Source organism: Mycobacterium sp. MOTT36Y, assembly GCF_000262165.1.
GTDB classification, from domain to species: Bacteria; Actinomycetota; Actinomycetes; order Mycobacteriales; family Mycobacteriaceae; genus Mycobacterium; species Mycobacterium intracellulare.
The window spans coordinates 1,407,939-1,432,665 of record NC_017904.1; the positions used below are offsets into that span (position 1 = coordinate 1,407,939).

Genomic DNA, 24,727 nt, shown 5'->3' on the forward strand with positions numbered 1-24,727 from the left:
ACCCTCAGGCGGACAGGCCTTCTTGCGAGTCCTCCGCTGTCCGCAGCCGCTGCAGCGCCTCGCGCACCTGCGCCCCGTTGGTGGTCTGCCAGAACGGCGGCAGCGAGGCCCGCAGGTAGCCGCCGTAGCCGGCGGTGACCATGCGCGAGTCGAGCACCGCGACCACCCCGCGATCGGTCACGCGGCGCAACAGCCGGCCGGAGCCCTGCGCCAGCAGCAGCGCCGCGTGGCTGGCCGCGACGGCCATGAAGCCGTTGCCGCCGCGCGCCGCGACCGCCCGCTGGCGCGCCCCCAGCAGGGGGTCGTCGGGGCGGGGGAACGGGATGCGGTCGATCAGCACCAGCGACAGCGACGGCCCGGGCACGTCGACGCCCTGCCACAGCGACAGGGTGCCGAACAGCGAGGTTTGCGGGTCGGCGCTGAACCGCTCGACCAGCGCCGACGTGCTGTCGTCGCCCTGGCACAACACCGGTGTCGACAGCCGTTCGCGCATGGCCTCGGCGGCCGCGCGGGCCGCCCGCATCGACGAGAACAGGCCCAGGGTGCGCCCGTCGGCGGCGGTGATGAGCTCGGCGATCTCGGTCAGCTGCTCGGCCGAGCCGACACCGTCGCGCCCGGGCGGCGGCAGGTGCGCGGCCACGTACAGGATGCCGGCCTTGGCGTGCTGAAACGGCGAGCCGACGTCGAGGCCGCGCCATCGTGCGTCGCCGCCGTCGTCGCTCGTGGGAGCGGTCAGGCCCCACGCCGCGGCCATGGCGTCGAAGGAGCCGCCGATCGTCAGCGTCGCCGACGTCAACACCACGGTCGAACGCGAGAACACGCGTTGGCGCAGTAGCCCGGCGACCGAGAGCGGGGCCACCCGCAACACCGGGCGCGGTGCACCCCGGTTCTCCTCGTGTTCCAGCCACACCACGTCGGTGCGGTCGGGGATGGCCGGCCCGAACGAGGCGAGCACTCGCGACGCCGTCTCCGAAATCTCGCTGAGCGCGGCGACCGCTTCGGCGCGGGCCGCCGCCGCCTTGGCGTCGTTCGTGGTGTCGATCGCCGAGCGCGCCGCGGTGGCGACGTCGCGCAGCGCGGTCAGGTACGTCGCCAGGTCCTCGTCGAGGCGGTCGATGCGCCCCGGCGTGCCGTCGTGGATCGCCGCCGCGAAGTTGGCGGTGGTCGCGTCGAGGCGCTGGACCAGTTCCGGGCTCACCAACCGGCTGATCCGCCGCGAGGCGACCCCGAGCGCGGCCGACGTCAACTCCGCGGTGGCCACGGACGTCACCCGGTCCACCAACTCGTGCGCCTCGTCGACCACCAGCAGCGCGTGCTCGGGCAGCACCGCGGATTCGGCGACCGCGTCGATGGCCAGCAGCGCGTGGTTGGTGACCACGACGTCGGCACGGCCGGCCAGGCCCCTGGCCCGCTCGGAGAAGCACTCGGTGCCGAACGGGCAGCGGGCCACCCCGAGGCATTCCCGCGCGGAAACGCTGACCTGAGACCAGGACCGGTCGGGCACGCCCGGCTTCAAATCGTCGCGGTCACCGGATTCGGTGGTCGACGCCCACTCGGTGAGCCGTTGCACGTCGCGGCCCAGGGCGCTGACCGCCATGGGGTTGAAGAGTTCCTCTTGCGGCCGCCCGTCGACGTCGTCACCGTCGGCCGCCCCGCCGTTGTGAATCTTGTTGAGACACAGATAGTTTCGTCGGCCTTTGAGCAGCGCGAACTGCGGGCGGCGCGGCAGCGCGTCGGCCAGCGCATCGATGAGCCGGGGCAGATCGCGATCGACGAGCTGGCGTTGCAGCGCGATGGTGGCCGTCGACACGACGACGGGGGAGTCGTCGTCCAGGGCGTGCACGATCGCGGGCACCAGATAGGCGAGCGACTTGCCGGTGCCGGTGCCGGCCTGTACGACGAGGTGTTCGTCGGTGGCGAAGGCCCGCGCCACCGCGTCGGCCATCTCCTGTTGGCCGCTGCGTTCACTGCCGCCGAGCGCGGCCACGGCGGTGGCCAGCAGCTCGTGCACGGACACGTCGGACGTGGTCACTCCCTTGCTCAGGCGCGGATCTGCGTCGTCGTGACCGCGGGTTCGCCGTGCGACAGGTTCAGCCCCTCCCACGGCAGACTGCGCAGCCCGGAAGCTACCAGCTCGCGCGCCGCGGCGAGGTTCGGTTTGGACACCAGCTCCCCGCCGCGGACCAGCGGGACGGTCAACACCCGGGCCGGTTCATCGACGTCGGGCTGACGGCCGGCCGGGTACAGGATCTCCTCGGTGATGGTGCCGGAGCTGCGCGCGGTGCGCAGTGCCTCTTTGTGTCCGCCGTGGGATTCCTTGTGGCTGCTGCGCTTCTGCACCGGCAGGCCGTCCACTTCGACGAGCTTGTACACCATGTTCGCGGTGGGTGCGCCCGAGCCGGTCACCAGCGACGTGCCGACGCCGTAACTGTCCACCGGCTCGGCTGCCAATGCGGCGATGGAGAACTCGTCGAGGTCACCGGAGACCACGATGCGGGTCCGCGTGGCGCCCAGGTCATCGAGCTGCTGGCGCACCTGGCGGGCCAGCACGCCCAGCTCACCGGAGTCGATGCGCACGGCACCGAGCCCGGTGCCGGCGGCGGCCACCGCGTTGGCCACGCCGGCCGTCACGTCGTAGGTGTCCACCAGCAGGGTGGTGTCGACGCCGAGCGCCTCGACCTGCGCCCGAAAGGCCGCCAATTCGGTCGACTCTGCGGGGGTGTCGGCGCGCGCGTGCAGCATGGTGAACGCGTGCGCGGAGGTGCCCTCGGCTGGTATTCCGTAGCAGCGCTGAGCCTCCAGATTGGAGGACGCGGCGAAGCCGGCGATGTAGGCGGCGCGGGCCGCGGCGACCGCCGCCTGTTCGTGGGTTCGCCGTGACCCCATCTCGATCAGCGGTCGTCCCCTGGCCGCACTCACCATCCGCGCGGCGGCCGACGCGACCGCGGTGTCGTGATTGAAAATCGACAGCGCCAGCGTTTCGAGCACCACGCACTCGGCGAACGTCCCGCTCACCGAGAGCACCGGGGATCCGGGGAAGTACAGCTCGCCCTCGGCGTAGCCGTCGATATCGCCGCCGAACCGAAAATCGCGCAAGTACCGCAACGTATCTGGATCGAGGAATTGCCCGAGCGACCGGCAGGCCTCGTCATCGAAGGTGAACTGCGGCAGCGCCTCGAGCAGCCGGCCGGTTCCGGCGACCACGCCGTAACGGCGTCCCTCGGGAAGACGGCGCGCAAAAAGCTCGAAGGTGGTGCGGCGATTGGCGCTGCCGTCCCGCAGCGCCGCCGCCAACATCGTCAACTCGTACTTGTCGGTCAGCAGCCCGGTGACGACCGAGTCGTTCATTCCATAACGGTATCGGCTGCCCCGCGGGCTCGGAAACGTCGTGCATCCCTCGGTATCGTGTAGGCCATGGTTGTTATGTCAGCGCCCACTGAGCCGAAATCGAGGCCGGGCACTACAGGACAACGCGAGTCCGCGCCGGTCGAGGTCACGGCGAGTCCCTGGGTCACGATCGTCTGGGATGACCCGGTCAACTTGATGACGTACGTGACATACGTGTTCCAGAAGTTGTTCGGCTACAGCGAGCCGCATGCCACCAAACTGATGCTGCAGGTGCACAACGAAGGAAAGGCCGTGGTGTCCGCCGGTAGCCGGGAGTCCATGGAAGCCGATGTGTCCAAGCTGCACGCCGCCGGTTTGTGGGCGACGCTGCAGCAGGACCGCTGACGATCGAGGCGCTGGCGATTCCCTGTGCGCAAATGGAAGCGCGTCGAGACCGCGGACGGTCCCCGTTTCCGGTCGGCCCTGGCGTCCCATGAGGCGGCACTGCTGAAGAACCTGGCCACCGCGATGATCGGTTTACTCGACGAGCGTGAATCCTCTTCGCCGGCAGACGAACTCGAAGAAATCACCGGCATCAAGACCGGCAACGCCGAACCACCCAAAGACCCCACCCTGCGCCGGCTGCTGCCGGACTTCTACCGAAACGACGACCAGGACACCGCGCCTGCAGATTCCGCGGACAGCCTGAACGCCGCGCTGCGCAGCCTGCACGAGCCGGGCATCGTCGACGCCAAACGCGTTGCGGCACAGCGGTTGCTGAGCACGGTCCCCGAGGACGGCGGCCGGTTCGAGCTGAGCGAGGAAGACGCGAACTGTTGGATCGGGGCGGTCAACGACATCCGGCTGACGTTGGGAGTCATGCTCGAGGTCGGACCCGAGGGCCCCGAGCGGCTGCCGGCCGATCATCCGCTGGCCGTGCACTTCGACGTCTACCAGTGGCTGACGGTCCTGCAGGAGTACCTGGTGTTGGTGCTGATGGGGTCCCGGTGAGCGCGATGGGCGCGATCACCGACGTCGCTGGGATCCGCGTCGGCCACTACCACCGATTGGACCCCGACGCCTCGTTGGGCGCGGGCTGGGCCTGCGGCGTCACCGTGGTGCTCCCGCCCCCGGGGACCGTCGGCGCGGTCGATTGCCGCGGCGGGGCCCCCGGGACGCGCGAGACCGATCTGCTCGACCCCGCCAACACGGTGCGGTTCGTGGACGCGGTGCTGCTCGCCGGGGGCAGCGCCTACGGCCTGGCGGCCGCCGACGGCGTCATGCGCTGGCTGGAAGAACAGGAACGCGGCGTGGCGATGGGTGGGGGCGTGGTGCCCATCGTGCCGGCAGCGGTGATCTTCGATCTGCCGGTCGGCGGCTGGCAGTGCCGCCCGACGGACGAGTTCGGCTACCTGGCCTGCGCCGCCGCCGTGCAAGAAGGTGCGGCGATGGGCGTGGGCAACGTCGGCGCCGGGGTGGGGGCCCGGGCCGGGGCGCTCAAGGGCGGTGTTGGGACCGCCTCGGCGGCGCTGCCGAGCGGTGTGACCGTCGGCGCGCTGGCCGTGGTGAACGCCGCGGGCGAGGTCGCCGACCGGGCGACCGGGTTGCCGTGGATGGCCGACTTGGCCCACCAGTTCGGACTCTCTCCGCCGCCGCCCGAGCAGATCGACGCCTTCGCCCGGCTGCCGTCCCCATCGGACCCGATGGAGGAGCCCCTCAACACCGTCATCGCGGTGGTGGCCACCGACGCCGCCCTGAGCCCGGCGGCGTGCCGTCGGGTGGCCATCTCGGCCCACGACGGCCTGGCCCGCAGCATCCGGCCGGCCCACACGCCGGTCGACGGGGACGCGGTGTTCGTCCTGGCCACCGGGGCGGTCGAGGTCGACCCCCCGTCGCCCAGTTCAAAACCGGTGCCGGCCGCGTTCTCCCCCGAGACGCGCCTGGTCACCGAGGTCGGCATCGCGGCGGCCGATTGCCTGGCGCGAGCGGTGCTGGGCGGGGTGCTGGCCGCCGAAACGATCGCCGGGATACCGAGCTACCGCGACGTGCTGCCCGGCGCACTCGGCCGATGAGGAATCCGCCCGCCGCGCCGGTAGCCTGGACGATGCCGGAAACGCGCTGGAAGGGCAGCTATGGGTAAGACCGCTCCGAGGGCACCCGCCGCCCAGGAGAAGAAGCGGTCCACGCCGATGGTGGGCGCCGCCACGATCCTCACCTTCGTCGTGTTGCTCTACTTCGTCGAGCTGATCGACCAGATGACCCGGCACTCGCTGGACGCCAACGGCATCCGGCCGCTGGAGCTCGACGGCCTGTGGGGCATCGTCTTCTCCCCGCTCTTGCACGCGAGCTGGGAGCACCTGAGGGCCAACACGGTGCCGCTGCTCGTGCTGGGTTTCCTCATGACGCTGGCGGGGCTGTCCCGGTTCGTGTGGGCGACCGCAATCGTGTGGATCCTCGGTGGTTTGGGCACCTGGCTCGTCGGCGACGTCGGCAGCAGCTGCGGCCCCACCGACCACATCGGGGCTTCCGGCCTGATTTTCGGCTGGCTGGCCTTCTTGCTGGTGTTCGGGATCTTCGTGCGCCGGGTGTCCAACATCGTCATCGGGCTGGTCGTGATGTTCGCCTACGGCGGCGTCCTGCTCGGCGCCATGCCGGTGCTCGGACTCTGCGGGGGCGTGTCCTGGCAAGCGCATCTGTGCGGGGCGATCGCCGGCGTCGTGGCCGCCTATTGGCTGTCCGCCCCGGAACGCAAGGCCCGGACGAAAAGGACGGCCGGCACCGCGTCGCCGCGCCGGAAGACATGAGCGGACCATCCCCAGCCTGTCGGCGGGGACCCCGAGCGCCCGTCGGGGTCTTCGACTCCGGCGTCGGGGGGCTCACCGTCGCGCGGGCGATCATCGATCAGCTGCCCGACGAGGACATCATCTACGTCGGTGACACCGGCCACGGGCCCTACGGCCCGCTGACGATCCCCGACGTTCGGGCGCACGCGTTGGCCATCGCCGACGACCTCGTGGGCCGCGGCGTCAAGGCGTTGGTCATCGCCTGCAACACGGCATCCGCGGCCTGCCTGCGCGACGCCCGCGAACGCTACGACGTGCCCGTCGTCGAGGTGATCCTGCCCGCGGTGCGCCGCGCGGTCGCGACCACCCGCAACGGACGCATCGGCGTCATCGGCACCCAGGCGACCATCAACTCGCACGCCTACCAGGACGCGTTCGCGGCCGCCCGCGACACCGAGATCACCGCGGTGGCCTGCCCGCGGTTCGTCGACTTCGTCGAGCGCGGCGTGACCAGCGGGCGTCAGGTGCTCGGGCTGGCCGAGGGCTACCTGGAGCCGCTGCAGCGCGCGCAGGTGGACACGCTGGTGCTCGGATGCACGCACTACCCGTTGTTGTCGGGACTCATTCAACTGGCCATGGGTGAGCACGTGACGCTGGTGTCCAGCGCGGAGGAGACCGCCAAAGAGGTGCTCCGGGTGCTCACCGAGGCAGACCTGCTTCGCCCGCATGATGCGCCGCCCGCGACTCGCGTCTTCGAAGCCACCGGCGACCCCGACGCATTCACCAGATTGGCGGCGCGATTCCTCGGTCCCGCCGTGTCCGGAGTTCAGCCCGTTCATCAGGTGCGCGTTGATTGACGACCGGGCGAGATTCTCGTCACACCAAAGCGGCCATGTTTTCGTCATGGCCCTGTCGGGCATGGCACAGTAGTGTCCGTGCGAATAACCGTGCTCGGCTGCTCGGGCAGCGTGGTGGGTCCGGATTCGCCTGCATCGGGTTATCTGCTCCGGGCACCGGACACTCCGCCATTGGTCATCGACTTCGGCGGGGGTGTTCTCGGCGCACTGCAGCGCTATGCCGACCCCGGTTCCGTGCACGTGCTGTTGTCGCACTTACACGCCGACCACTGTCTGGATTTGCCCGGACTGTTCGTATGGCGGCGCTATCACCCGACGCGCCCGCTCGGTAAGGCGTTGCTGTACGGCCCCGGCGACACCTGGTCGCGGCTGGGCGCGGCGTCCTCACCCTACGGCGGCGAGATCGACGACTGCTCGGACATCTTCGACGTTCGTCACTGGGTCGACGGCGAGCCGGTGACGATCGGCGAGCTGACGGTGACGCCGCGGGTGGTGGCCCACCCGACCGAGTCCTACGGCTTGCGGATCACCGATTCCTCCGGCGCGTCGTTTGTCTACAGCGGTGACACCGGAGTCTGCGATCAGCTCGTCGAGCTGGCCCGCGGCGCCGACGTTTTTCTCTGCGAGGCGTCCTGGACGCATTCGGCGGACCGGCCGCCCGCGCTGCATCTGTCGGGGACCGAGGCCGGCCGGGCCGCGGCCGAGGCCGGCGTTCACGAATTGCTGCTGACGCACATCCCGCCGTGGACCTCACGGGAGGACGTGATCAGTGAGGCCAAGGCCGAGTTCGATGGTCCCGTGCATGCGGTGGTGTGCGGTGAGACGTTCGATATCCGCCGCTCCGAGAGGGTCTGACACTCCACGTTAGGGTTGCGTCGTGACGAGACGAGAAGACGGCCGCCTTGACGACGAGCTCCGGCCCGTCGTCATCACCCGCGGTTTCACTGACCACCCCGCCGGTTCGGTGCTGATCGAATTCGGCCACACCAAGGTCATGTGCACCGCCAGCGTGACCGAGGGTGTGCCGCGCTGGCGCAAGGGTTCGGGTCTGGGGTGGCTGACGGCGGAGTACGCGATGTTGCCGTCGGCGACCCACACGCGCTCCGACCGCGAATCGGTGAAGGGGCGGCTGTCGGGGCGCACCCAGGAGATCAGCCGGCTGATCGGACGCTCGCTGCGGGCGTGCATCGACCTGGCGGCGTTGGGGGAGAACACAATTGCCGTCGATTGTGACGTTTTGCAGGCCGATGGGGGAACCCGCACCGCGGCCATCACGGGCGCATTCGTGGCGCTCGCCGATGCGGTGACGTATCTCGGGGCGGCGGGCAAGCTGTCGGATCCGCGCCCGTTGTCGTGCGCCATCGCGGCGGTCAGCGTCGGAGTGGTCGACGGCAGGGTCCGGGTGGACCTGCCCTATGAGGAGGACGCCCGCGCCGAGGTAGACATGAACGTCGTCGCCACCGACACCGGCACCCTCGTCGAGGTTCAGGGAACCGGTGAGGGCGCGACCTTCCCGCGTTCGACGCTGGACAAGCTGCTCGACGTGGCGCTGGCCGCCTGCGACAAGTTGTTCGCCGCCCAGCGCGAGGCATTGGCGCAGCCATACCCCGGTGAGCTCCCCGAGGGGGCTCCGGCGCCGAAGGCGTTCGGCAGCTGACCGTGCGCCGGCTGCTGGTCGCCAGCCGCAACCCCAAGAAGCTGGCCGAGCTGCGCCGAGTGCTCGACGCCGCCGGTCTGACGGGCTTGACGTTGGTGTCGCTCGACGACGTCGCCCCGTTCGAGGAAGCGCCGGAGACTGGCGCGATCTTCGAGGAGAACGCGTTGGCCAAGGCGCGCGACGCGTTCACCGCGAGCGGGTTGCCAAGCGTGGCAGACGATTCCGGACTGGAGGTGGCCGCGCTCAACGGCATGCCGGGGGTGCTGTCGGCGCGCTGGTCGGGCAACCACGGCGACGACGCCGGCAACACCGCCCTGCTGCTGGCGCAAATGCGCGACGTGCCCGACGAACGGCGCGGCGCGGCGTTCGTGTCCGCCTGCGCGCTGGTGTCGGGCGCGGGCGAGGTCGTCGTCCGGGGCGAATGGCCCGGCAACATCGCCCGGGAACCGCGCGGCGATGGTGGATTCGGGTATGACCCCGTGTTCGTGCCCGACGGGTGCGAGCGCACGGCGGCCGAGCTCAGCCCGAGCGAGAAAGACGCGGTCTCGCATCGCGGTCGCGCGCTGCAACTGCTGTTGCCGTCGCTTGAAACGCTGGCCCGGTCCGGGGGGTGAAGCCCCGGCGTGTGGGGCATTGGCAACAGGGGTCACATCCGTCGCGGCGCGGGGTGACAGGTGAAATGCCCACCTCCTAGCGACAACCCGTCGTGCGCGCGCGTTGTCGCTAGGAGGTGGGCATTGCGGGTCCCTTCCCCGGCAGGGACGGGTGTGGCCTATGTGACCTACAAGCTGAATCGGGCTTTGACGTCCCGGGTTTGGAAGTGCTCGACGATGATCCCCAACAGCGGGATCGTCCCGGACAACAGCACACCGACCGTCTTGCCGATCGGCCAGCGCACCTTGATCGCCAGGTTGAACGCGGTCAACACGTAGACGAAATACACCCAGCCGTGGACCACTTCGATCCACCGGATCTCGTGGTCGAACGCCAGGTGCGAGACGATCTCGTAGCACAGCGCGATGAGCCACAGACCCGTCGTCCAGGCCATGATCCGGTAGCCGAGCAAGGCGGTGCGGATCTTGTCGACGGGCACGGCGGGCACTGCCCCGCCCGGGGTCTCCGGTGTGGTCATGTGGTTGTCCTCTTTTGTTTTTCGGCGTCCTGCGCGGCCAGCTCGGCCAAGTATTTGTTGTACTCCCGCAGCGCCGGGTCATCGGGTGCCTGCGGCGGGGGCGTGGGCCGGTCGGGCAGCAGACCGGCGGGGATCTCGGTCACGGCCTCGGTGCTGCGCGGCGGGGGTGGTTCCTCTTCGTAGCGCACGAATTTGCGGTAGGCGTACACGCAGAACCACGCGAACAGCGGCCACTGCAACGCATAGCCGAGGTTCTGAAACGAGCCGGAGACCGATTGGAACCTGGTCCACTGCCACCAGCCCAGGGCCAGGCAGCCGCACGCCGCGATGATCACCAAAGCGATCAGCGCGGGTCTGCGACGGTGTGTAGTGGACACCCCTTGACCGTACCGCGCGTCAATGCGCGCCCGTCGCGGACAAGTTGGACATATCGCAGGCGATACGATTGCCGGGCGCGCGGGCGTGGCGAAATTGGCAGACGCGATGGTTTTAGGTGCCATTGCTCGAAAGAGCTTGAGGGTTCGAGTCCCTCCGCCCGCACTGGTCAACATTCGAAATGAAATCTTCAGCGGGCTAAGCGTCAAACCCGTCCTGCGGGGTACATCGAACTCACAGGACACAAGGGAGACGCCATGCCCACCGGACGCGAGCCGGCACCACCCGGCGAAAACGCTTTCACCGCACAAGATGTCGAACTCGCCGAACGCAGAGTGGCCATGGCGCGCGAGCGCGCGGCTCGCGCGGGGCTGTCCGCGGCACGAAGCTTCGAGGAATCCGCGATCCAGCATGAGCGAGTCGCCAAAAGCCAAGACTGGGTCGTCCGACAAGGGGTGCCGCACCGCGACGTGCACCGCGAATCCGCGCTCAAGCACCGCGAAGCCGCGGCCGAGGACCGCAAGCTGGCCGAGCTCAAGCGCAGGGAATCCGAGGCGGACCTGGCGGCCGGCGCCGCCACGGACTGACGCGTTCTCAGTCCTCTACGAAGCGGGCGCGAACCTCCGGAGGCGGCAGCGGACAGCTGTCGTACTTGCCGAAGACCCGATAGCGGATGGCGGCGAACCTGTCGTCGAGCCAGTCGCGCACGGGGGTCGGAACGAGACGGGCGACCGCGAGCGCTTTCCACGGCCCGCCGAGATAATCCGCGACGCGCAACGCGGCGGCTGAGCGGACGGCCACGCGTTCCGAGGGCTGTCCGGGGTCGTCGACGAACACCACCGAGTCGACGTTGCCGATCTCGGGGTGCCGCTCGATGATCGCTTTGGCGAAGACGCTCTGCAGGGCCGCAAAGCGCAGCGGACCTGCGGGGTCGAAGCGAAGGATCGTGCGCACCGCCCGATTGCACACCCCGCAGACACCGTCGTACAGCAGGACCGGGGCTGCCGACTCACCGCTCATGTCTCCCAGGTTACTGACGCCGCGGAAGGTGGGCGGGCCCCAAGGTTGACCTATGGTAAGGCAACCCTTAGTTTGTGGGGGTAACGTACCAAGTCGTGACCGGGTGGCCGGTGATCCGCGGCGGGGTGCCGCCCGCGCGGGATCGTGGCAGGTGTCGAATTCACAGTTTGTGCGGCCCTCGCCGGCCGCACCGATCCGTGGCCTCGTGGCGGTGATCCCGCCGGATCGTCAGCTCCGCGCCGGCGCGGAGCGCCGCGAGAAAGGACCGCTAATGGCACGCGGATTCCAAGGTGTGATGTTGCGCAGCTTCGGCGCGCGCGATCACACCGCGACGGTCGTCGAAACCGTCCGGATCGCACCGCACTTCGTGCGCGTGCGCATGACGTCGCCCACGCTGTTCGAAGACGTGGACGCCGAACCGGCCGCATGGCTGCGGTTCTGGTTCCCCGATCCGGACGGATCGAAGACCGAGTTTCAGCGCGCCTACACGATTTCGGAAGCCGACGTCGCGGCCGGACGCTTCGCGGTCGACATCGTGCTGCACGAGCCGGCCGGTCCGGCGTCGCAGTGGGCGCGCACCGTGCAGCCCGGCGCCACGATCGCTGTCATGGCGCTGATGGGTTCGTCGCGGTTCGATATGCCCGGCGAGCAGCCGGCCGGGTATCTGCTCATCGGCGATTCGGCGTCCATTCCGGGGATGAACGGGATCATCGGCGTCGTCCCGGACGACGTCCCGATCGAGATGTACCTCGAACAGCACGACGACAACGACACGCTGATCCCGATCGCACAGCATCCGCGGCTGCGGCTGCACTGGGTCGCCCGCCGCGACGAGAAATCGCTTGCGGCGGCGATCGAGAGCCGAGATTGGTCCGACTGGTATGCGTGGGCGACGCCGGAGGCCACGACGCTCAAGCAGGTGCGGACCCGGCTGCGCGACGAGTTCGGCTTTCCGAAATCCGAGGTGCACGCCCAGGCGTACTGGAGCGCCGGGCGCGCGATGGGCACCCGCCGCGGTGACGAGCCCGAGGGCTCCGAAAGCGTGGCGCCCACCGTCGCCCCGGAAGAGGTTGCGGCGCAACTGGAGTCGGCTCGGCAGGTTCCCGAGACGGCGCCCGCCCCGGTGTCGCGCGGAAACTGGCGCGCCCAGGCCGCGGGCCGATTGCTCGCGCCGCTGCGCTGGGCGCTGATCCTGTCGGGCCTGTTGCAGGCGGTCATCACGCTGGTGCAGCTGGCGCCGTTCGTGCTGCTGGTCGAACTCGCCCGCCTCCTGGTGTCCGGGGCGCCCGCGTCCCGGCTGTGGAACGTCGGCATCGCCGCGGTGTCGTTGCTGGGCCTGGCGGCGTTGCTGGGCGCGGCCCTCACCCTCTGGCTCCACGTCGTCGACGCGCGATTCGCCCGCGATTTGCGTACGGGATTGTTGCGCAAGCTGTCTCGGCTGCCGCTGGGCTGGTTCACCGCGCGCGGATCGGGTTCCATCAAGCAACTGCTCCAGGACGACACGCTGTCCCTGCACTACCTGGTCACCCATGCCATCCCGGACGCGGTGGCCGCGGCCGTCGCGCCGGTGGCGGTGCTCGTCTATCTGTTCGTGGTCGACTGGCGGGTGGCGCTGGTGTTGTTCGCGCCCGTCCTGGTCTACCTGGTGCTGACCTCGTCCCTGACGATTCAATCGGGCCCGCGCATCCCGCAGTCGCAGCGCTGGGCGGAGACGATGAGCGGCGAGGCCGGCGCCTACCTGGAGGGTCAGCCGGTGATCCGCGTCTTCGGTGGTGCCGCCGCATCGAGTTTCCGGCGCCGCCTGGACGAATACGTCGGCTTCCTGGTCGCCTGGCAGCGCCCACTGGCCGGCAAGAAGACCTTCATGGATCTGGTCACCCGGCCGTCGACCTTCCTGTGGCTCATCGCGACCACCGGCACCCTGCTGGTGGTCGGGGGCCGGATGGATCCGGTCAACCTGTTGCCATTCTTGTTGCTGGGAACCACCTTCGGCGCACGCCTGCTCGGGATCGCCTACGGCCTCGGCGGCATCCGCGCCGGCATGTTGGCCGCCCGGCGCCTGCAGAACACGCTCGACGAAGCCGAACTCGCCGTGCGCGATCACGGCCAAGTCCAGGGGGAGCCGACGAAGGCGGTGGTGTTCGACGACGTCAGTTTCGGCTACCGTCCGGGCGTTCCCGTGATCCACGACGTGTCGCTGACCCTGTGCCCCGGCACGGTCACCGCGCTGGTGGGGCCGTCGGGATCCGGCAAGTCGACGCTGGCCGCGTTGCTGGCACGGTTCCACGATGTCGATCAGGGCTCGATACGCGTTGGGGGACAAGATATCCGGTCGATGACCGCCGACGAGCTGTACGCCCAGGTCGGATTCGTGCTGCAGGAGACGCAGTTGGTGCACGGCACCGTGGCGGAAAACATCGCGCTGGCCGCTCCCGATGCCATCCCGGCGCAGATCGAACGGGCGGCGCGCGAGGCGCAGATCCACGACCGGATCATGCGGCTGCCGGACGGCTACGACACCATGCTGGGCGCCGGGAGCGGCCTGTCCGGCGGGGAGCGCCAGCGCCTCACCATCGCCCGCGCGATCCTGGCCGGCACCGGCGTTCTCATCCTCGACGAGGCCACCGCGTTCGCCGATCCGGAGTCGGAATACCTTGTGCAGCAAGCGCTCAATCGTTTGACACAGGACCGCACCGTGCTCGTGATCGCGCACCGGCTGCACACCATCACCCGGGCCCACCAGATCGTCGTGCTCGACCACGGCCGCGTCGTCGAGCGCGGCACCCACGACGAGTTGCTGGCCGCCGATGGCCGGTATCGGCGCCTGTGGGAGGGCGGCCATCGGAGCCACAGTGATCAGGTGGCCGCCGGCGCGGCCGGGGAGGGTGCCCGATGATCCGTACGTGGTTGAGCCTGGTGCCGGCGGATCGGCGCACCCGGGTCGTCGCCTACACGGTGCTGGCGTTGATCTCCGTGGTGGTGCGGGCGGTGGCCACCGTGCTGCTGGTTCCCCTGGTGGGCGCGTTGTTCAGTGAGGCCCCACACCGCGCGATGGTGTGGCTGGGGTGGCTGACCGCCGCCACCGCGCTCGGCTGGGTGATCGACACCGCGACGGCGCGCATCGGCTTCAACTTGGGCTTCGCGGTGCTGGACCACAGCCAGCATGACGTGGCCGACCGACTGCCCGGTGTGCGGCTGGATTGGTTCACCGCCGAGCACACCGCGACGGCGCGGCAGGCGATCGCGGCGACGGGCCCCGAACTCGTCGGCCTCGTCGTCAACCTGCTCACGCCGTTGATCTCGGCCGTGCTGCTGCCGGCCGCCATCGCGGTCGTCCTGCTGCCGGTCTCCTGGCAACTCGGTCTGGCCGCGCTGGGCGGGCTGCCGCTGATGCTGGGCGCGCTGTGGGCGTCGGCGCGCCTGGCGCGTCGCGCCGATTCCACTGCGGCCGAGGCCAACAGCGCGCTCACCGAGCGGATCATCGAGTTCGCCCGGACCCAGCAGGCATTGCGCGCCGCGCGGCGCGTCGAACCGGCCCGGAGCATGGTCGGCGACGCGCTGGCCGCCCAACACGGCGCGACCATGCGGCTGCTCTCCATGCAGGTGCCGGGTCAGCTGCTGTTCAGCCTCGCCAGCCAGCTGGCCCTGATCCTGCTGGCCGGGGCGACCACCGCGCTGACGGTGAACGGAACGCTGTCGGTGGCCGAGGCCATCGCACTGATCGTCGTCATCGTGCGCTACCTCGAGCCGTTCACCACGATCAGCGAGCTGGCGCCGGCGCTGGAGAGCACCCGCGCCACGCTCGACAACATTCGCTCGGTGCTCACCGCGCCGCTGATGAACGCGGGCGCCGCGACGCTGCCGGGCGCCACGGCCCCGCGTATCGAGTTCGACGACGTGACGTTCGGGTACCCAGCTGTCGGTGGCGCCACCGACCTGGTGCTCGACGGGGTGAGCTTCTCGTTGGAGCCGGGAAGCACGACGGCGATCGTCGGACCGTCCGGGTCGGGCAAGAGCACCATCCTGGCGCTGATCGCGGGGTTGCACGAGCCCACGCGCGGCCGGGTGCTGATCGATGGTGTCGACGCGGCGACGCTGGACGCGGAAGACCGGCGGGCGGCGAGCAGCGTCGTGTTCCAGCATCCCTACCTGTTCCACGGGTCCATCCGCGACAACGTTTTCGCCGGGGACCCCGGCGCCGACGACGACCGGTTCGCGCGCGCGGTGGCGCTCGCCCGCGTCGACGAGCTCGTCGCACGGCTGCCCGACGGCGCCGACAGCGTCGTCGGCGAGGCCGGTTCGGCGCTCTCGGGCGGTGAACGCCAGCGGGTCAGCATCGCCCGCGCGTTGCTCAAACCCGCGCCGATACTGCTGGTAGACGAGGCGACCAGCGCTCTGGACACCGAGAACGAGGCCGCCGTGGTCGACGCGCTGACCGCCGACCCGCAATCGCGCACCCAGGTGATCGTCGCGCACCGGTTGGCGAGCATCAGCCACGCCGACCGCGTCCTGTTTCTCGACAGCGGCCAGGTGGTCGAGGATGGCACGGTCGACGAATTACTCGCTGCCGGGGGTCGTTTCGACGAATTCTGGCGCCAGCAGCACGAGGCCGCCGAATGGCGCATTCTGGCCGATTAGATCACCGCTGTTGACCGCAACTCTTGCGGTATGCCTTACAGTTGGTCAGTCGGATCGAGCTGTCCGCGGGCAGGAGGCGTGCTGGGAATGAGTGCTGTGCTGTCGTCGATACCGCGTTACCCCGGCGACGTGACCCCGGCATGGCTGTCGGCCGCGCTCAGTGGCCGCGGCGCGCCCGTCGAGGTCGCCGAGGTGGACGTGGTCGCGATCGGCACGGGACAGACCGGGGCGACCTACCGGGTGAGCGCCCGCTACGCGACGGATCCCGGTGACCTTCCGCAGACCTTCGTGATCAAGCTGCCCGCCCAGGACGACACCGTGCGCGACCGGGTGGTGATCGGCTACCGCAGCGAATGCGCGTTCTACTCCTCGGTGGTGGACCGGGTGCAGGTGCCGACCCCGCGGTGCTTCTACTCCGAGATCACCGATGACGCAATGGATTTCGCCCTCCTGCTCGCGGATCAGGCGCCGGCGGTGCAGGGCGATCAGCTCATCGGTTGCGGTGAAGCCGAAGCGCGCCTGGCGGTTAACGCCCTGGCCGGCCTGCACGCGCCCACTTGGTGCGACCCCGCCTGGCTCGATTTCCCCGGCATCGCGTTCGGGCGCCCGGATGAGGCCGGCGCGGCCGGCATGGGCGAAGTGGCGAAGATGAGCGCCGATATCACGCTGGAGAAGCTGGGCGATCGGATGAGCGCCGAAGACCGCGATACCTTCAGCGCGGCAATGGGTGTGATCACGCCGTGGCTGTTGTCCGAGTACGACCGGTTCGCCCTGCTGCACGGCGATTACCGGCTGGACAACCTGCTGTTCGACCCGGACCGGACGAGGGTCAGCGTGGTCGACTGGCAGACGCTCGGGGTGGGCCTGCCGACCCGGGATCTCGCGTACTTCACAGCAACCAGCCTCAATTCGCAGCTGCGCGCCGGCATCGAGGAGGCGCTGGTCGCCGACTACCATCGGGCGCTGCAGGCCGGCGGTGTCAGCGACTACGATCGCGAAACATGTTGGCGCGATTACCGGCTCGGGGTGCTGCAGGCGCCGCTGATCTCGGCGCTGGGGTTCGCGTTCGCCGCCGCGACCGAACGCGGCGACGACATGGTGCTGGCCATGCTCAGCCGCGGCTGCCAGGCGATCCGCGAGCTGGGCACGCTGGAGCTAGTCGGCTGAGACCTTATAGATCGCCGGTGAAGTCGGCGCTCAGCCAGCGGTCGGGCCGGATGGTGAACAGCACCTCCTCGACGCCCTCCATGCTGCGGACGAACGCGCGCCCGCCTTCCTCGCCGAGATAACGGATGGCGACCGCCTCCGCCACGTCCAGCGGGGCCGGCTTGGTCGTCTCGATGATCGTGCCCTCGACCACCACGTACTGATACGGCGGCTCCTCGCGCTGCACCACCAGCGTCACCGTCCCCGCCCGCTCGATGAGCCGCGCCTTGCGGCTGGACGCGCCGGTCATGATTCGAACGTTTCCGCCGGGGGTGTAGTCGTACCAGATCGGGACACTGGCCGGCGGGCGGCCGTCACCGGCGTCGACCGACAGCACCGCCACGTGCTTGTCGGCGAGGAATTCCTGGCGTTCGGATTCGCTGAAGGCTTTCATGACGTGTGCAAACGCCCGCGGTGCTTGCCTATTCCCGCCGCGCTGAGTTCAATACTGCGTCGAGCCCTGATCGACCGGGATCTGCGCGGCGGTGACCTTGCGGGACTCGTCGCTGGCCAGCCAGCACACGGTGTCGGCGATCTCCTCGGGTTCGGCAATCCAGTCGGGCAGGAACGGCGTGAGGACGTGCGACAGCTGCGGGTTGGTTTCCATCGTCTTGCCCACCGCCGTGACCATGTCGCCCGAACCCATCGGGGTGTTCACCGGACCCGGGTGGACGCTGTTGACCCGGATCGAATGCTTACCCAACTCGGCGGCGAAGGCCCGCGCCAGACCGGTGACGGCGTGCTTGCTGGCGGTGTAGTGAATCATGAACGGCTGCATCTTCATACCGGCCGCGGAACTGATCAGGATGATGGAGCCGCCGCGGCCGCCCTCGATGATCTTGTCCGCCCCGGCCATCACGGTGTTCCACGTGCCCGTGACGTTGATGTCCATGACGTCGCGGAAGTCTTCCGGCGTGATGGTGTCCCAGGCCTGCGGCGCCGCGACCCCGGCGTTGGCGACGATGATGTCCAGGCGCCCCAGCGCGGCGACACCGTCCGCGACGACCCTTCGCAATCCGTCGAAGTCACGCGTGTCCACCACCGAGGCGATGATGCGGCTATTCGCCTCTTCGACCAGGCGCACGGTTTCGCTCAGGTCGTCCGGGCTCGCCGGGTCGTAGGGAACGCACGACGGAAGCTTGCCGGCGATGTCGACGGCGATGATGTCCGCGCCTTCGGAGGCCATACGTACCGCGTGCGCCCGGCCCTGGCCGCGCGCCGCCCCGGTAATCAATGCCACTTTTCCGGCAAGCTTGCCTGCCATTAACGCTCCTTCGTTGTGGTGGCCCGCCCGGCCGCCTTGACCAGATTCGAACCGATGATCAGACGCTGAATCTCGCTGGTGCCCTCGTAGAGCCGCAGCAGGCGCACGTCACGGTAAATGCGTTCGACCGCAACGCCTCGCATGTAGCCGCTGCCGCCGTGGATCTGCACCGCGAGATCCGCGACATTGCCCGCCATTTCGGTGCAGAACAGCTTGGCCGCCGACGGCGCGATCCTGCGGTCCTGATCGGTGACCCACAGCCGCGCGGCGTCCCGCACCAGCGCGCGGCCGGCCATCACGCCGGCCTGCTGGTCTGCGAGCATCGCCTGCACCAACTGGAAGCTTCCGATCTCCGCCCCGCCCTGCGTCGCCGTGGCGGCATACGCGACGGATTCGTCGAGCGCGCGTTGGGCGGCACCCACGGCGAGCGCGGCAATGTGCACCCGGCCGCGGGCCAGCGAGGTCATGGCCGCGCGGTACCCGATGTCTTCGCTGCCGCCGATCAGTGCGGCGTCGTCCACCCGGACGTCGTCGAAGGCGACGTCGGCGGTCCACGCGCCTTCCTGGCCCATCTTGGCGTCCTTGGCGCCCACCTGCACGCCGGCGGCATCGGCCGGAACCAAAAAGACCGCGATCCCGGGTCCCTTGTCGTCGGCCGGCCGGGTGCGGGCGAACACCACGAAAAGGTTGGCGACGGGCGCGTTGGTGATGAACCGCTTCTGCCCGGAGATCACCCAATTGTCGCCATCGCGAACGGCTTTGGTGCGCAGGCCGGCGGGGTTGGATCCGGCGCCGGGTTCGGTCAGCGCGAAGGAGGCGACGACGTCGCCGGACGCGATGGACTCCAACCAGCGCGATTTCTGTTCGTCGGTGCCGAACCCGACCAGAACCTGTCCGGCGATGCCGTTGTTGGTGCCGAACATCGACCGCAGTGCCAGCGACGTGTAGCCCAGCTCCATCGCCAGCTCGACGTCCTGCATCAGGTTGAGGCCGAGGCCGCCCCACTCCTGGGGGATCGCGTAGCCGAACAGGCCCATCCGCTTGGCCTCGTCGCGCAGGTCGTCGGGGACGCGATCGTCGTCGAGGATCTCCTGCTCGCGGGGGACCACCGCGCTGCGCACGAATTGCCTTGTCTGAGCCAGGATCTCGCGGAAGTCCTCGTCGGAGACTTCGGCGATTTCGGCGGTGGCCATCGGCTCCACGCTCCTCTCCCTATCCGGGGCACCCCCGGTTCAGGGGAGGATCTTATATCAAATATGATATTTGCCTGATGGGCGCCCGATGGCGGCGATAACAGAGAAGGATGTGTGATCCAGGTGGCGTTGTTGGCAGGTCAGACCGCAGTAATCACCGGCGGAGCGCAAGGACTCGGTCTGGCCATCGCGGAGCGCTTTGTCGCCGAGGGGGCGCGGGTCGTGCTCGGTGACGTCAATCTCGAGGAAACCCAGGTGGTGGCCAAGCAGCTGGGCGGTGACGACGTCGCGATCGCGGTCCGTTGCGATGTCACGCAGTCCTCCGACGTCGAGACGCTGATCCAGACCGCGGTCGAGCGGTTCGGCGGCCTGGACATCATGGTCAACAACGCCGGGATCACCCGGGACGCGACGATGCGCAAGATGACCGAGGAGCAGTTCGATCAGGTCATCAACGTCCACCTGAAGGGAACCTGGAACGGCACCCGGCTGGCCGCCGCCATCATGCGGGAAAACAAGCGCGGCGCCATCATCAACATGTCCTCGGTGTCGGGGAAGGTCGGCATGGTCGGCCAGACCAACTACTCGGCGGCCAAGGCCGGCATCGTCGGCATGACCAAGGCGGCCGCCAAAGAGCTGGCGTATCTGGGCGTCCGGGTCAACGCGATCGCGCCCGGTTTGATCCGGTCGGCGATGACGGAGGCCATGCCGCAGCGCATTTGGGATTCGAAGGTGGCCGAGGTGCCGATGGGCCGGGCCGGCGAGCCCAGCGAAGTCGCCAGCGTGGCCCTGTTCTTGGCTTCCGACCTGTCGTCGTATATGACCGGCACCGTCATGGAAATCACCGGCGGCCGACACCTGTGAGAACTCGCGCGAGCAGACGCAGAATCTCACAATCCGCACGGCATCAATGCGATTCTGCGTCTGCTCGGCATCAAGACAGGAGTCACAATGCGTGAAACCGTCATCTGTGAGCCGGTGCGGACGCCGATCGGCCGCTACGGCGGAATGTTCAAGGCGCTCAGCGCCGTCGACCTCGGAGTCACCGCCCTGAAGGGCCTGCTCGAGCGAACCGGGCTGGCGGCCGACGCCGTACAAGACGTCATCCTCGGCCACTGCTATCCCAACAGCGATGCGCCGGCGATCGGGCGCGTGGTGGCGCTGGATTCCGGGCTGCCGGTGACGGTTCCGGGCATGCAGGTCGACCGGCGTTGCGGGTCGGGCCTGCAGGCGGTGATCCAGGCGTGCCTGCAGGTCGGCCATGGCGACCACGATCTCGTCGTCGCCGGGGGTTGCGAAAGCATGAGCAACGTCGCCTTCTATTCCACCGACATGCGCTGGGGCGGGGCTCGCGGCGGCGTGCGGGTGCACGACGGGCTGGCGCGGGGACGCACGACCGCCGGCGGACGGCACTACCCGGTGCCGGGTGGAATGCTGGAGACGGCCGAGAATCTGCGCCGCCAGTACGGGATTTCACGCGAGGAACAAGACGAGCTGGCGGTGCGGTCGCATCAGCGCGCGGTGGCCGCGCAGAAAGACGGCGTCCTCGCTGAGGAGATCGTTCCGGTTGTCGTCCCCACACGCAGCGGCGAGGAAGTCATCGACACCGACGAACACCCGCGCGCGGACACGTCGGTGGAGTCGCTGGGCAAGCTCAAACCCGTTCTGCTGAAAGACGACCCGGAGGCCACGGTCACGGCCGGCAACTCCAGCGGGCAGAACGACGCTGCGTCCATGTGCGTGGTGACCACGCCGGAAAGGGCCGACGCGTACGGCCTGAAGCCGTTGGTGCGCCTGGTGTCCTGGGGGGTGGCGGGGGTGGCGCCCAACGTCATGGGCATCGGGCCGGTCCCCGCGACGCAGGTGGCGCTGTCCAAGGCGGGCCTGCAGCTCTCCGACATCGACCTCATCGAGCTCAACGAAGCCTTTGCCGCGCAAGCGCTTGCGGTGATGCGGGAATGGAATTTCGGTGCGGCCGACTATGAGCGGACCAATGTGCACGGTTCGGGAATCTCGCTGGGCCACCCGGTGGGGGCGACGGGCGGACGGATGCTGGCCACGCTGGCGCGCGAGCTCAATCGGCGGCAGGCGCGCTACGGGCTGGAGACCATGTGCATCGGCGGCGGGCAGGGGCTTGCCGCCGTCTTCGAACGGGTCGCATCGAGATGACCGACCCCGGGCTGCCTCTGGACGGCCTCACCGTTGTCGAGGTGTCCAGCTTCGTCGCCGCGCCGCTGTGCGGCATGACCCTGAATCAGCTTGGCGCAGAGGTGATCCGGGTCGACCCGATCGGTGGTGCGTCCGACGTGCAACGCTGGCCGCTGTCGGCGGACGGTACGTCGATCTATTGGACGGGCCTGAACAAGGGAAAGCGTTCGGCCACCATCGATCTGCGCTCCGAAGACGGCCAGGCACTGGTCCAGCGCCTGATCGTCGAGGGTGACGGCATCGTCGTGACCAACGCGGCCGGGCTGTCCTGGCTGAGCCACGACGTCCTGGCGGCCAAGCGCCCCGACGTCATCCACGTCCAGCTACTCGGGCGCGGTGACGGTTCCACCGGCGTGGATTACACGGTCAATGCCGGCCTGGGCTATCCACTTGTCACGGGCCCGGCCGATCATGCCGGTCCGATCAATCACGTCCTGCCGGCCTGGGACGTGTGCTGCGGACTGTACGCCGCGCTGTCCGTCGTCACCGCCGTCCATCGCCGCGACAAGTCCGGGGCGGGGACGCGGATCAGCTTGGCGTTGGAGGACGTCGCGCTGGCCACCGCCGCCAACCTGGGGTTGCTCACCGAACCTCAGGTCAACGGGACGCAACGCGAACGGCTGGGCAACGCCATCTACGGCCAGTACGGGCAGGACTTCACCAGTCGCGACGGCGGCCGGTTCATGGTCGTCGCCCTGACCAAGCGGCACTTCCGCGATCTGGTCGAGGTCACCGGCACCCAGGACGCTGTGTCGGCACTCGCGGAGGCGCTCGGGGTGGACTTCGGGTCCGAAGGCGACCGGTACCGGTACCAGGACGTGCTGTCCGGGTTGTTCGCCACCTGGTTCAACGATCACAGCGCTGACGAGGTCACCGCCGCGCTGTCGAATACCACGGTGCTGTTCGAACGCTACCGCACCTTCGCCGAGGTCGCGGCGGGACCGAAAGTCACTGACAATCCGCTGTTTTCGCGGTTGCGGCAACCGGGCCTCGGCGACTACTTCGCGCCGGGCCTACCGGCCGCGTTCGACGGGGTCCATCCCGCCAGCGCGCCGGCGCCCGCCTTGGGACAAGACACCGCCGAGATCCTTCAGCGGTTGCTGGGGCTGACCACCGCTGACGTCGAGCGCCTGACGGACGCCAAGACCATCGCGGGCTGAGCAGCCGGAAGGAAACACAGCACATGACCAAACTCGCCCAGACGCTCGGGCTGACCGAAGTCCAGACCGAAATCATCGCCACCGTCCGGCAATTCGTCGAAAAGGAAGTCATCCCCAACGCGGTTGAACTCGAACGCGCCGACACCTACCCGCAGGCCATCGTCGACCAGCTGCGCGACATGGGTCTGTTCGGGCTGATGATCCCCGAGGAATATGGCGGCCTGGGCGAATCGCTGCTGACCTACGCCCTGTGCGTCGAAGAGCTTGCGCGCGGGTGGATGAGCGTGTCCGGGGTGCTCAACACCCATTTCATCGTGGCGTACATGCTGCGCCAGCACGGCACCGACGAGCAGAAGCAACGCTTCCTGCCGCGCATGGCGACCGGCGAGACGCGCGGCGCCTTCTCGATGTCGGAACCCGAGCTGGGCTCGGACGTCGCGGCGATCCGGACCCGGGCCCGACGCAACGACGACGGCACCTACACGATCGACGGCCAGAAAATGTGGCTGACCAACGGCGCCACCGCGACACTGGTGGCGACGCTGGTGCGCACCGACGAGGGCTCGGACAAGGCGCACCGCAACCTGACCGCCTTCCTGGTCGAGAAGCCGGTCGGCTTCGGCGAAGTCGTTCCGGGCCTGCGCATTCCGGGCAAGATCGACAAGCTGGGCTACAAGGGCATCGAAACCACCGAGATGATCTTCGACGGCTACCAGGCCGGCGCCGACGACGTCCTCGGCGGGGTCACGGGGCAGGGCTTTTTCCAGATGATGGACGGCATCGAGGTCGGCCGGGTCAACGTGTCGGCCCGCGCCTGCGGCGTCGGGCTTCGCGCTTTCGAACTCGCGGTGCGCTACGCACAACAACGCGAGACCTTCGGCAAGCCGATCGCCGAGCACCAGGCCATCGCGTTCCAGCTGGCCGAGATGGCGACCAAAGTCGAAGCCGCACACCTGATGATGGTAAATGCGGCGCGGCTGAAGGACTCGGGGGAGCGCAACGACGTCGCCGCCGGGATGGCCAAGTACCTGTGCAGTGAGTACTGCGCCGAGGTCACCCAGCAGAGCTTCCGGATCCACGGCGGCTACGGCTATTCCAAGGAATACGAGATCGAGCGGCTGATGCGTGACGCGCCGTTCCTGCTCATCGGCGAGGGAACCAGCGAAATCCAGAAGAACATCATCAGCAAGCGACTGCTCGCCGAATACCAGGTGTGAAACGATGAGCGTTCCGGATTTCGCTGCGCGGCCTCAACTTTCCGAGGACGTTGCACGCTTGATCCGCAGCAGGATCTTCGATGGCAGCTATGCCGCTGGGTCGTATATTCGGCTCGACCAGCTGGCCGCGGAGCTGGGCATCAGTGTCACACCGGTGCGCGAGGCGCTGTTCGCGTTGCGCGCCGAGGGCTTGATCGCCCAGCAGCCCCGCCGGGGCTTCGTGGTGTTGCCGGTCACCGGCCGCGACGTCACCGACGTGGCGAATGTGCAGGCGCATGTGGGAGGCGAGCTGGCCGCGCGGGCCGCGCTCAACATCACCGACGACCAGCTACGCGAACTCAAACAGATCCAGGCGCAGTTGGAGGATGCCTATGCCGGTGATGAGCACGAGCACACCGTGGGCCTGAACCACGAATTCCACCGGGCCATCAACATTGCCGCCGATTCGCCGAAGCTCGCGCAGCTGATGTCCCAGATCACCCGCTACGCGCCGGAATCGGTGTTTCCGGCCATCGAGGGCTGGCCCGAGCAGTCGATGAGGGACCATCGGCGGATCTTGTCCGCCCTGAAAAAACGCGACGGCGAGCTCGCGCGCGCGGCGATGTCGGAACATCTCGCCGCCGGCGCGGTTCCCCTGATCGATCACCTCATCGCGCACGGCGTGGTGGTGGAGGAATAGCCGCAGCCAGC

General features: G+C 68.9%; 25 protein-coding genes and 1 tRNA gene. 18 read left to right on the forward strand and 8 right to left on the reverse strand.

All coding sequences use genetic code 11. From position 1 onward, the window contains the following. Positions 1-4 precede the first annotated feature (4 nt). Positions 5-2,032 carry an ATP-dependent DNA helicase gene (locus W7S_RS06780; protein ID WP_014711094.1) on the reverse strand — a complete coding sequence of 676 codons (2,028 nt, stop codon included), beginning with the start codon at positions 2,030-2,032 and terminating at the stop codon, positions 5-7. An 8-nt stretch (positions 2,033-2,040) separates the two neighbouring features. Next, positions 2,041-3,348 (reverse strand): nicotinate phosphoribosyltransferase, encoded by a 1,308-nt coding sequence (locus W7S_RS06785; RefSeq protein WP_014711095.1) that lies wholly within the window; start codon positions 3,346-3,348, stop codon positions 2,041-2,043. A 66-nt stretch (positions 3,349-3,414) separates the two neighbouring features. On the opposite strand from W7S_RS06785, the gene clpS reads away from it, so the two are divergent. From clpS to rdgB, 8 genes are all read left to right on the forward strand, one after another. After that, positions 3,415-3,732 (forward strand): ATP-dependent Clp protease adapter ClpS, encoded by a 318-nt coding sequence (clpS, locus tag W7S_RS06790; RefSeq protein ID WP_036428642.1) that lies wholly within the window; start codon positions 3,415-3,417, stop codon positions 3,730-3,732. 24 nt (positions 3,733-3,756) lie between these two features. Continuing rightward, positions 3,757-4,338, forward strand: a complete 582-nt coding sequence (locus tag W7S_RS06795) for a DUF2017 domain-containing protein (RefSeq protein ID WP_009952845.1) — start codon at positions 3,757-3,759, stop codon at positions 4,336-4,338. A gap of 5 nt (positions 4,339-4,343) precedes the next feature. Continuing rightward, positions 4,344-5,399, forward strand: coding sequence for a P1 family peptidase (locus W7S_RS06800; protein ID WP_014711096.1), 1,056 nt, complete (start codon positions 4,344-4,346; stop codon positions 5,397-5,399). Positions 5,400-5,459: 60 nt separating this feature from the next. Continuing rightward, positions 5,460-6,131, forward strand: a complete 672-nt coding sequence (locus tag W7S_RS06805) for a rhomboid family intramembrane serine protease (protein WP_041297790.1) — start codon at positions 5,460-5,462, stop codon at positions 6,129-6,131. Continuing rightward, positions 6,128-6,967: a glutamate racemase gene (gene murI / locus W7S_RS06810; RefSeq protein ID WP_014711098.1), complete on the forward strand. Its 840-nt coding sequence runs from the start codon at positions 6,128-6,130 to the stop codon at positions 6,965-6,967. Before W7S_RS06805 ends, murI begins: the two co-directional genes overlap by 4 nt. A 72-nt stretch (positions 6,968-7,039) precedes the next feature. Further along, complete coding sequence (locus W7S_RS06815) at positions 7,040-7,822, forward strand: cyclic nucleotide-degrading phosphodiesterase (RefSeq protein WP_008254889.1); 783 nt, start codon at positions 7,040-7,042, stop codon at positions 7,820-7,822. A 22-nt stretch (positions 7,823-7,844) separates the two neighbouring features. Beyond that, the gene (gene rph, locus W7S_RS06820; protein ID WP_008254891.1) at positions 7,845-8,624 is read left to right on the forward strand and encodes a ribonuclease PH; all 780 of its coding nucleotides are present in this window, start codon (positions 7,845-7,847) and stop codon (positions 8,622-8,624) included. Positions 8,625-8,626: 2 nt separating this feature from the next. Beyond that, positions 8,627-9,238 (forward strand): RdgB/HAM1 family non-canonical purine NTP pyrophosphatase, encoded by a 612-nt coding sequence (gene rdgB, locus W7S_RS06825; protein ID WP_008254893.1) that lies wholly within the window; start codon positions 8,627-8,629, stop codon positions 9,236-9,238. A gap of 167 nt (positions 9,239-9,405) precedes the next feature. On the opposite strand, the gene W7S_RS06830 is transcribed toward rdgB, so the two are convergent. Both W7S_RS06830 and W7S_RS06835 read right to left on the reverse strand, forming a co-directional pair. Continuing rightward, positions 9,406-9,756, reverse strand: coding sequence for a DUF3817 domain-containing protein (locus W7S_RS06830; RefSeq protein WP_008254894.1), 351 nt, complete (start codon positions 9,754-9,756; stop codon positions 9,406-9,408). Then, positions 9,753-10,133, reverse strand: a complete 381-nt coding sequence (locus W7S_RS06835) for a hypothetical protein (protein ID WP_014711099.1) — start codon at positions 10,131-10,133, stop codon at positions 9,753-9,755. The genes W7S_RS06830 and W7S_RS06835 overlap by 4 nt, the downstream gene beginning before the upstream one ends. Positions 10,134-10,212: 79 nt before the next feature. Between W7S_RS06835 and W7S_RS06840 the strand changes: the two genes are divergently transcribed. Together W7S_RS06840 and W7S_RS06845 are read left to right on the forward strand one after the other, a co-directional pair. Next, positions 10,213-10,296 (forward strand) — tRNA-Leu (locus tag W7S_RS06840). Between the two features lie 92 nt (positions 10,297-10,388). Next, entirely contained in the window at positions 10,389-10,718 is a 330-nt protein-coding gene (locus tag W7S_RS06845; RefSeq protein ID WP_008254899.1) for a hypothetical protein, read from the forward strand. A 7-nt stretch (positions 10,719-10,725) separates the two neighbouring features. Here the strand turns inward: W7S_RS06845 and W7S_RS06850 are convergent, their stop codons facing one another. Then, positions 10,726-11,151: a thiol-disulfide oxidoreductase DCC family protein gene (locus W7S_RS06850; RefSeq protein ID WP_014711100.1), complete on the reverse strand. Its 426-nt coding sequence runs from the start codon at positions 11,149-11,151 to the stop codon at positions 10,726-10,728. Between the two features lie 271 nt (positions 11,152-11,422). On the opposite strand from W7S_RS06850, the gene W7S_RS06855 reads away from it, so the two are divergent. The 3 genes from W7S_RS06855 to W7S_RS06865 all read left to right on the forward strand — a co-directional run bounded on the left by W7S_RS06855 (position 11,423) and on the right by W7S_RS06865 (position 16,956). Next, positions 11,423-14,047, forward strand: coding sequence for an ABC transporter ATP-binding protein/permease (locus tag W7S_RS06855; protein WP_014711101.1), 2,625 nt, complete (start codon positions 11,423-11,425; stop codon positions 14,045-14,047). Beyond that, positions 14,044-15,789 carry an ABC transporter ATP-binding protein gene (locus W7S_RS06860; RefSeq protein WP_014711102.1) on the forward strand — a complete coding sequence of 582 codons (1,746 nt, stop codon included), beginning with the start codon at positions 14,044-14,046 and terminating at the stop codon, positions 15,787-15,789. The genes W7S_RS06855 and W7S_RS06860 overlap by 4 nt, the downstream gene beginning before the upstream one ends. Before the next feature lie 87 nt (positions 15,790-15,876). Continuing rightward, the gene (locus W7S_RS06865) at positions 15,877-16,956 is read left to right on the forward strand and encodes a phosphotransferase family protein (RefSeq protein ID WP_036428650.1); all 1,080 of its coding nucleotides are present in this window, start codon (positions 15,877-15,879) and stop codon (positions 16,954-16,956) included. Between the two features lie 4 nt (positions 16,957-16,960). Here W7S_RS06865 and W7S_RS06870 read toward each other — a convergent pair whose 3' ends face one another. From W7S_RS06870 to W7S_RS06880, 3 genes are read right to left on the reverse strand one after another with little or no spacing between them, the layout of a single operon-like run. Next, positions 16,961-17,389 carry a pyridoxamine 5'-phosphate oxidase family protein gene (locus W7S_RS06870; protein WP_014711103.1) on the reverse strand — a complete coding sequence of 143 codons (429 nt, stop codon included), beginning with the start codon at positions 17,387-17,389 and terminating at the stop codon, positions 16,961-16,963. A gap of 48 nt (positions 17,390-17,437) precedes the next feature. Then, complete coding sequence (locus W7S_RS06875) at positions 17,438-18,259, reverse strand: mycofactocin-coupled SDR family oxidoreductase (RefSeq protein ID WP_008254912.1); 822 nt, start codon at positions 18,257-18,259, stop codon at positions 17,438-17,440. Beyond that, complete coding sequence (locus tag W7S_RS06880) at positions 18,259-19,452, reverse strand: acyl-CoA dehydrogenase family protein (protein WP_008254915.1); 1,194 nt, start codon at positions 19,450-19,452, stop codon at positions 18,259-18,261. Before W7S_RS06880 ends, W7S_RS06875 begins: the two co-directional genes overlap by 1 nt. A 114-nt stretch (positions 19,453-19,566) precedes the next feature. On the opposite strand from W7S_RS06880, the gene fabG reads away from it, so the two are divergent. The 5 genes from fabG (at position 19,567) to W7S_RS06905 (ending at position 24,716) form a co-directional block, all read left to right on the forward strand. Continuing rightward, the gene (gene fabG / locus W7S_RS06885) at positions 19,567-20,316 is read left to right on the forward strand and encodes a 3-oxoacyl-ACP reductase FabG (RefSeq protein ID WP_008254916.1); all 750 of its coding nucleotides are present in this window, start codon (positions 19,567-19,569) and stop codon (positions 20,314-20,316) included. 87 nt (positions 20,317-20,403) lie between these two features. After that, the gene (locus tag W7S_RS06890) at positions 20,404-21,621 is read left to right on the forward strand and encodes an acetyl-CoA C-acetyltransferase (RefSeq protein WP_014711105.1); all 1,218 of its coding nucleotides are present in this window, start codon (positions 20,404-20,406) and stop codon (positions 21,619-21,621) included. Further along, positions 21,618-22,820 carry a CoA transferase gene (locus W7S_RS06895; protein ID WP_014711106.1) on the forward strand — a complete coding sequence of 401 codons (1,203 nt, stop codon included), beginning with the start codon at positions 21,618-21,620 and terminating at the stop codon, positions 22,818-22,820. The genes W7S_RS06890 and W7S_RS06895 overlap by 4 nt, the downstream gene beginning before the upstream one ends. 23 nt (positions 22,821-22,843) lie before the next feature. Further along, positions 22,844-24,037 carry an acyl-CoA dehydrogenase family protein gene (locus W7S_RS06900; protein ID WP_014711107.1) on the forward strand — a complete coding sequence of 398 codons (1,194 nt, stop codon included), beginning with the start codon at positions 22,844-22,846 and terminating at the stop codon, positions 24,035-24,037. Between the two features lie 4 nt (positions 24,038-24,041). Beyond that, positions 24,042-24,716 carry a GntR family transcriptional regulator gene (locus W7S_RS06905; protein ID WP_008254926.1) on the forward strand — a complete coding sequence of 225 codons (675 nt, stop codon included), beginning with the start codon at positions 24,042-24,044 and terminating at the stop codon, positions 24,714-24,716. Positions 24,717-24,727: the final 11 nt, after the last annotated feature.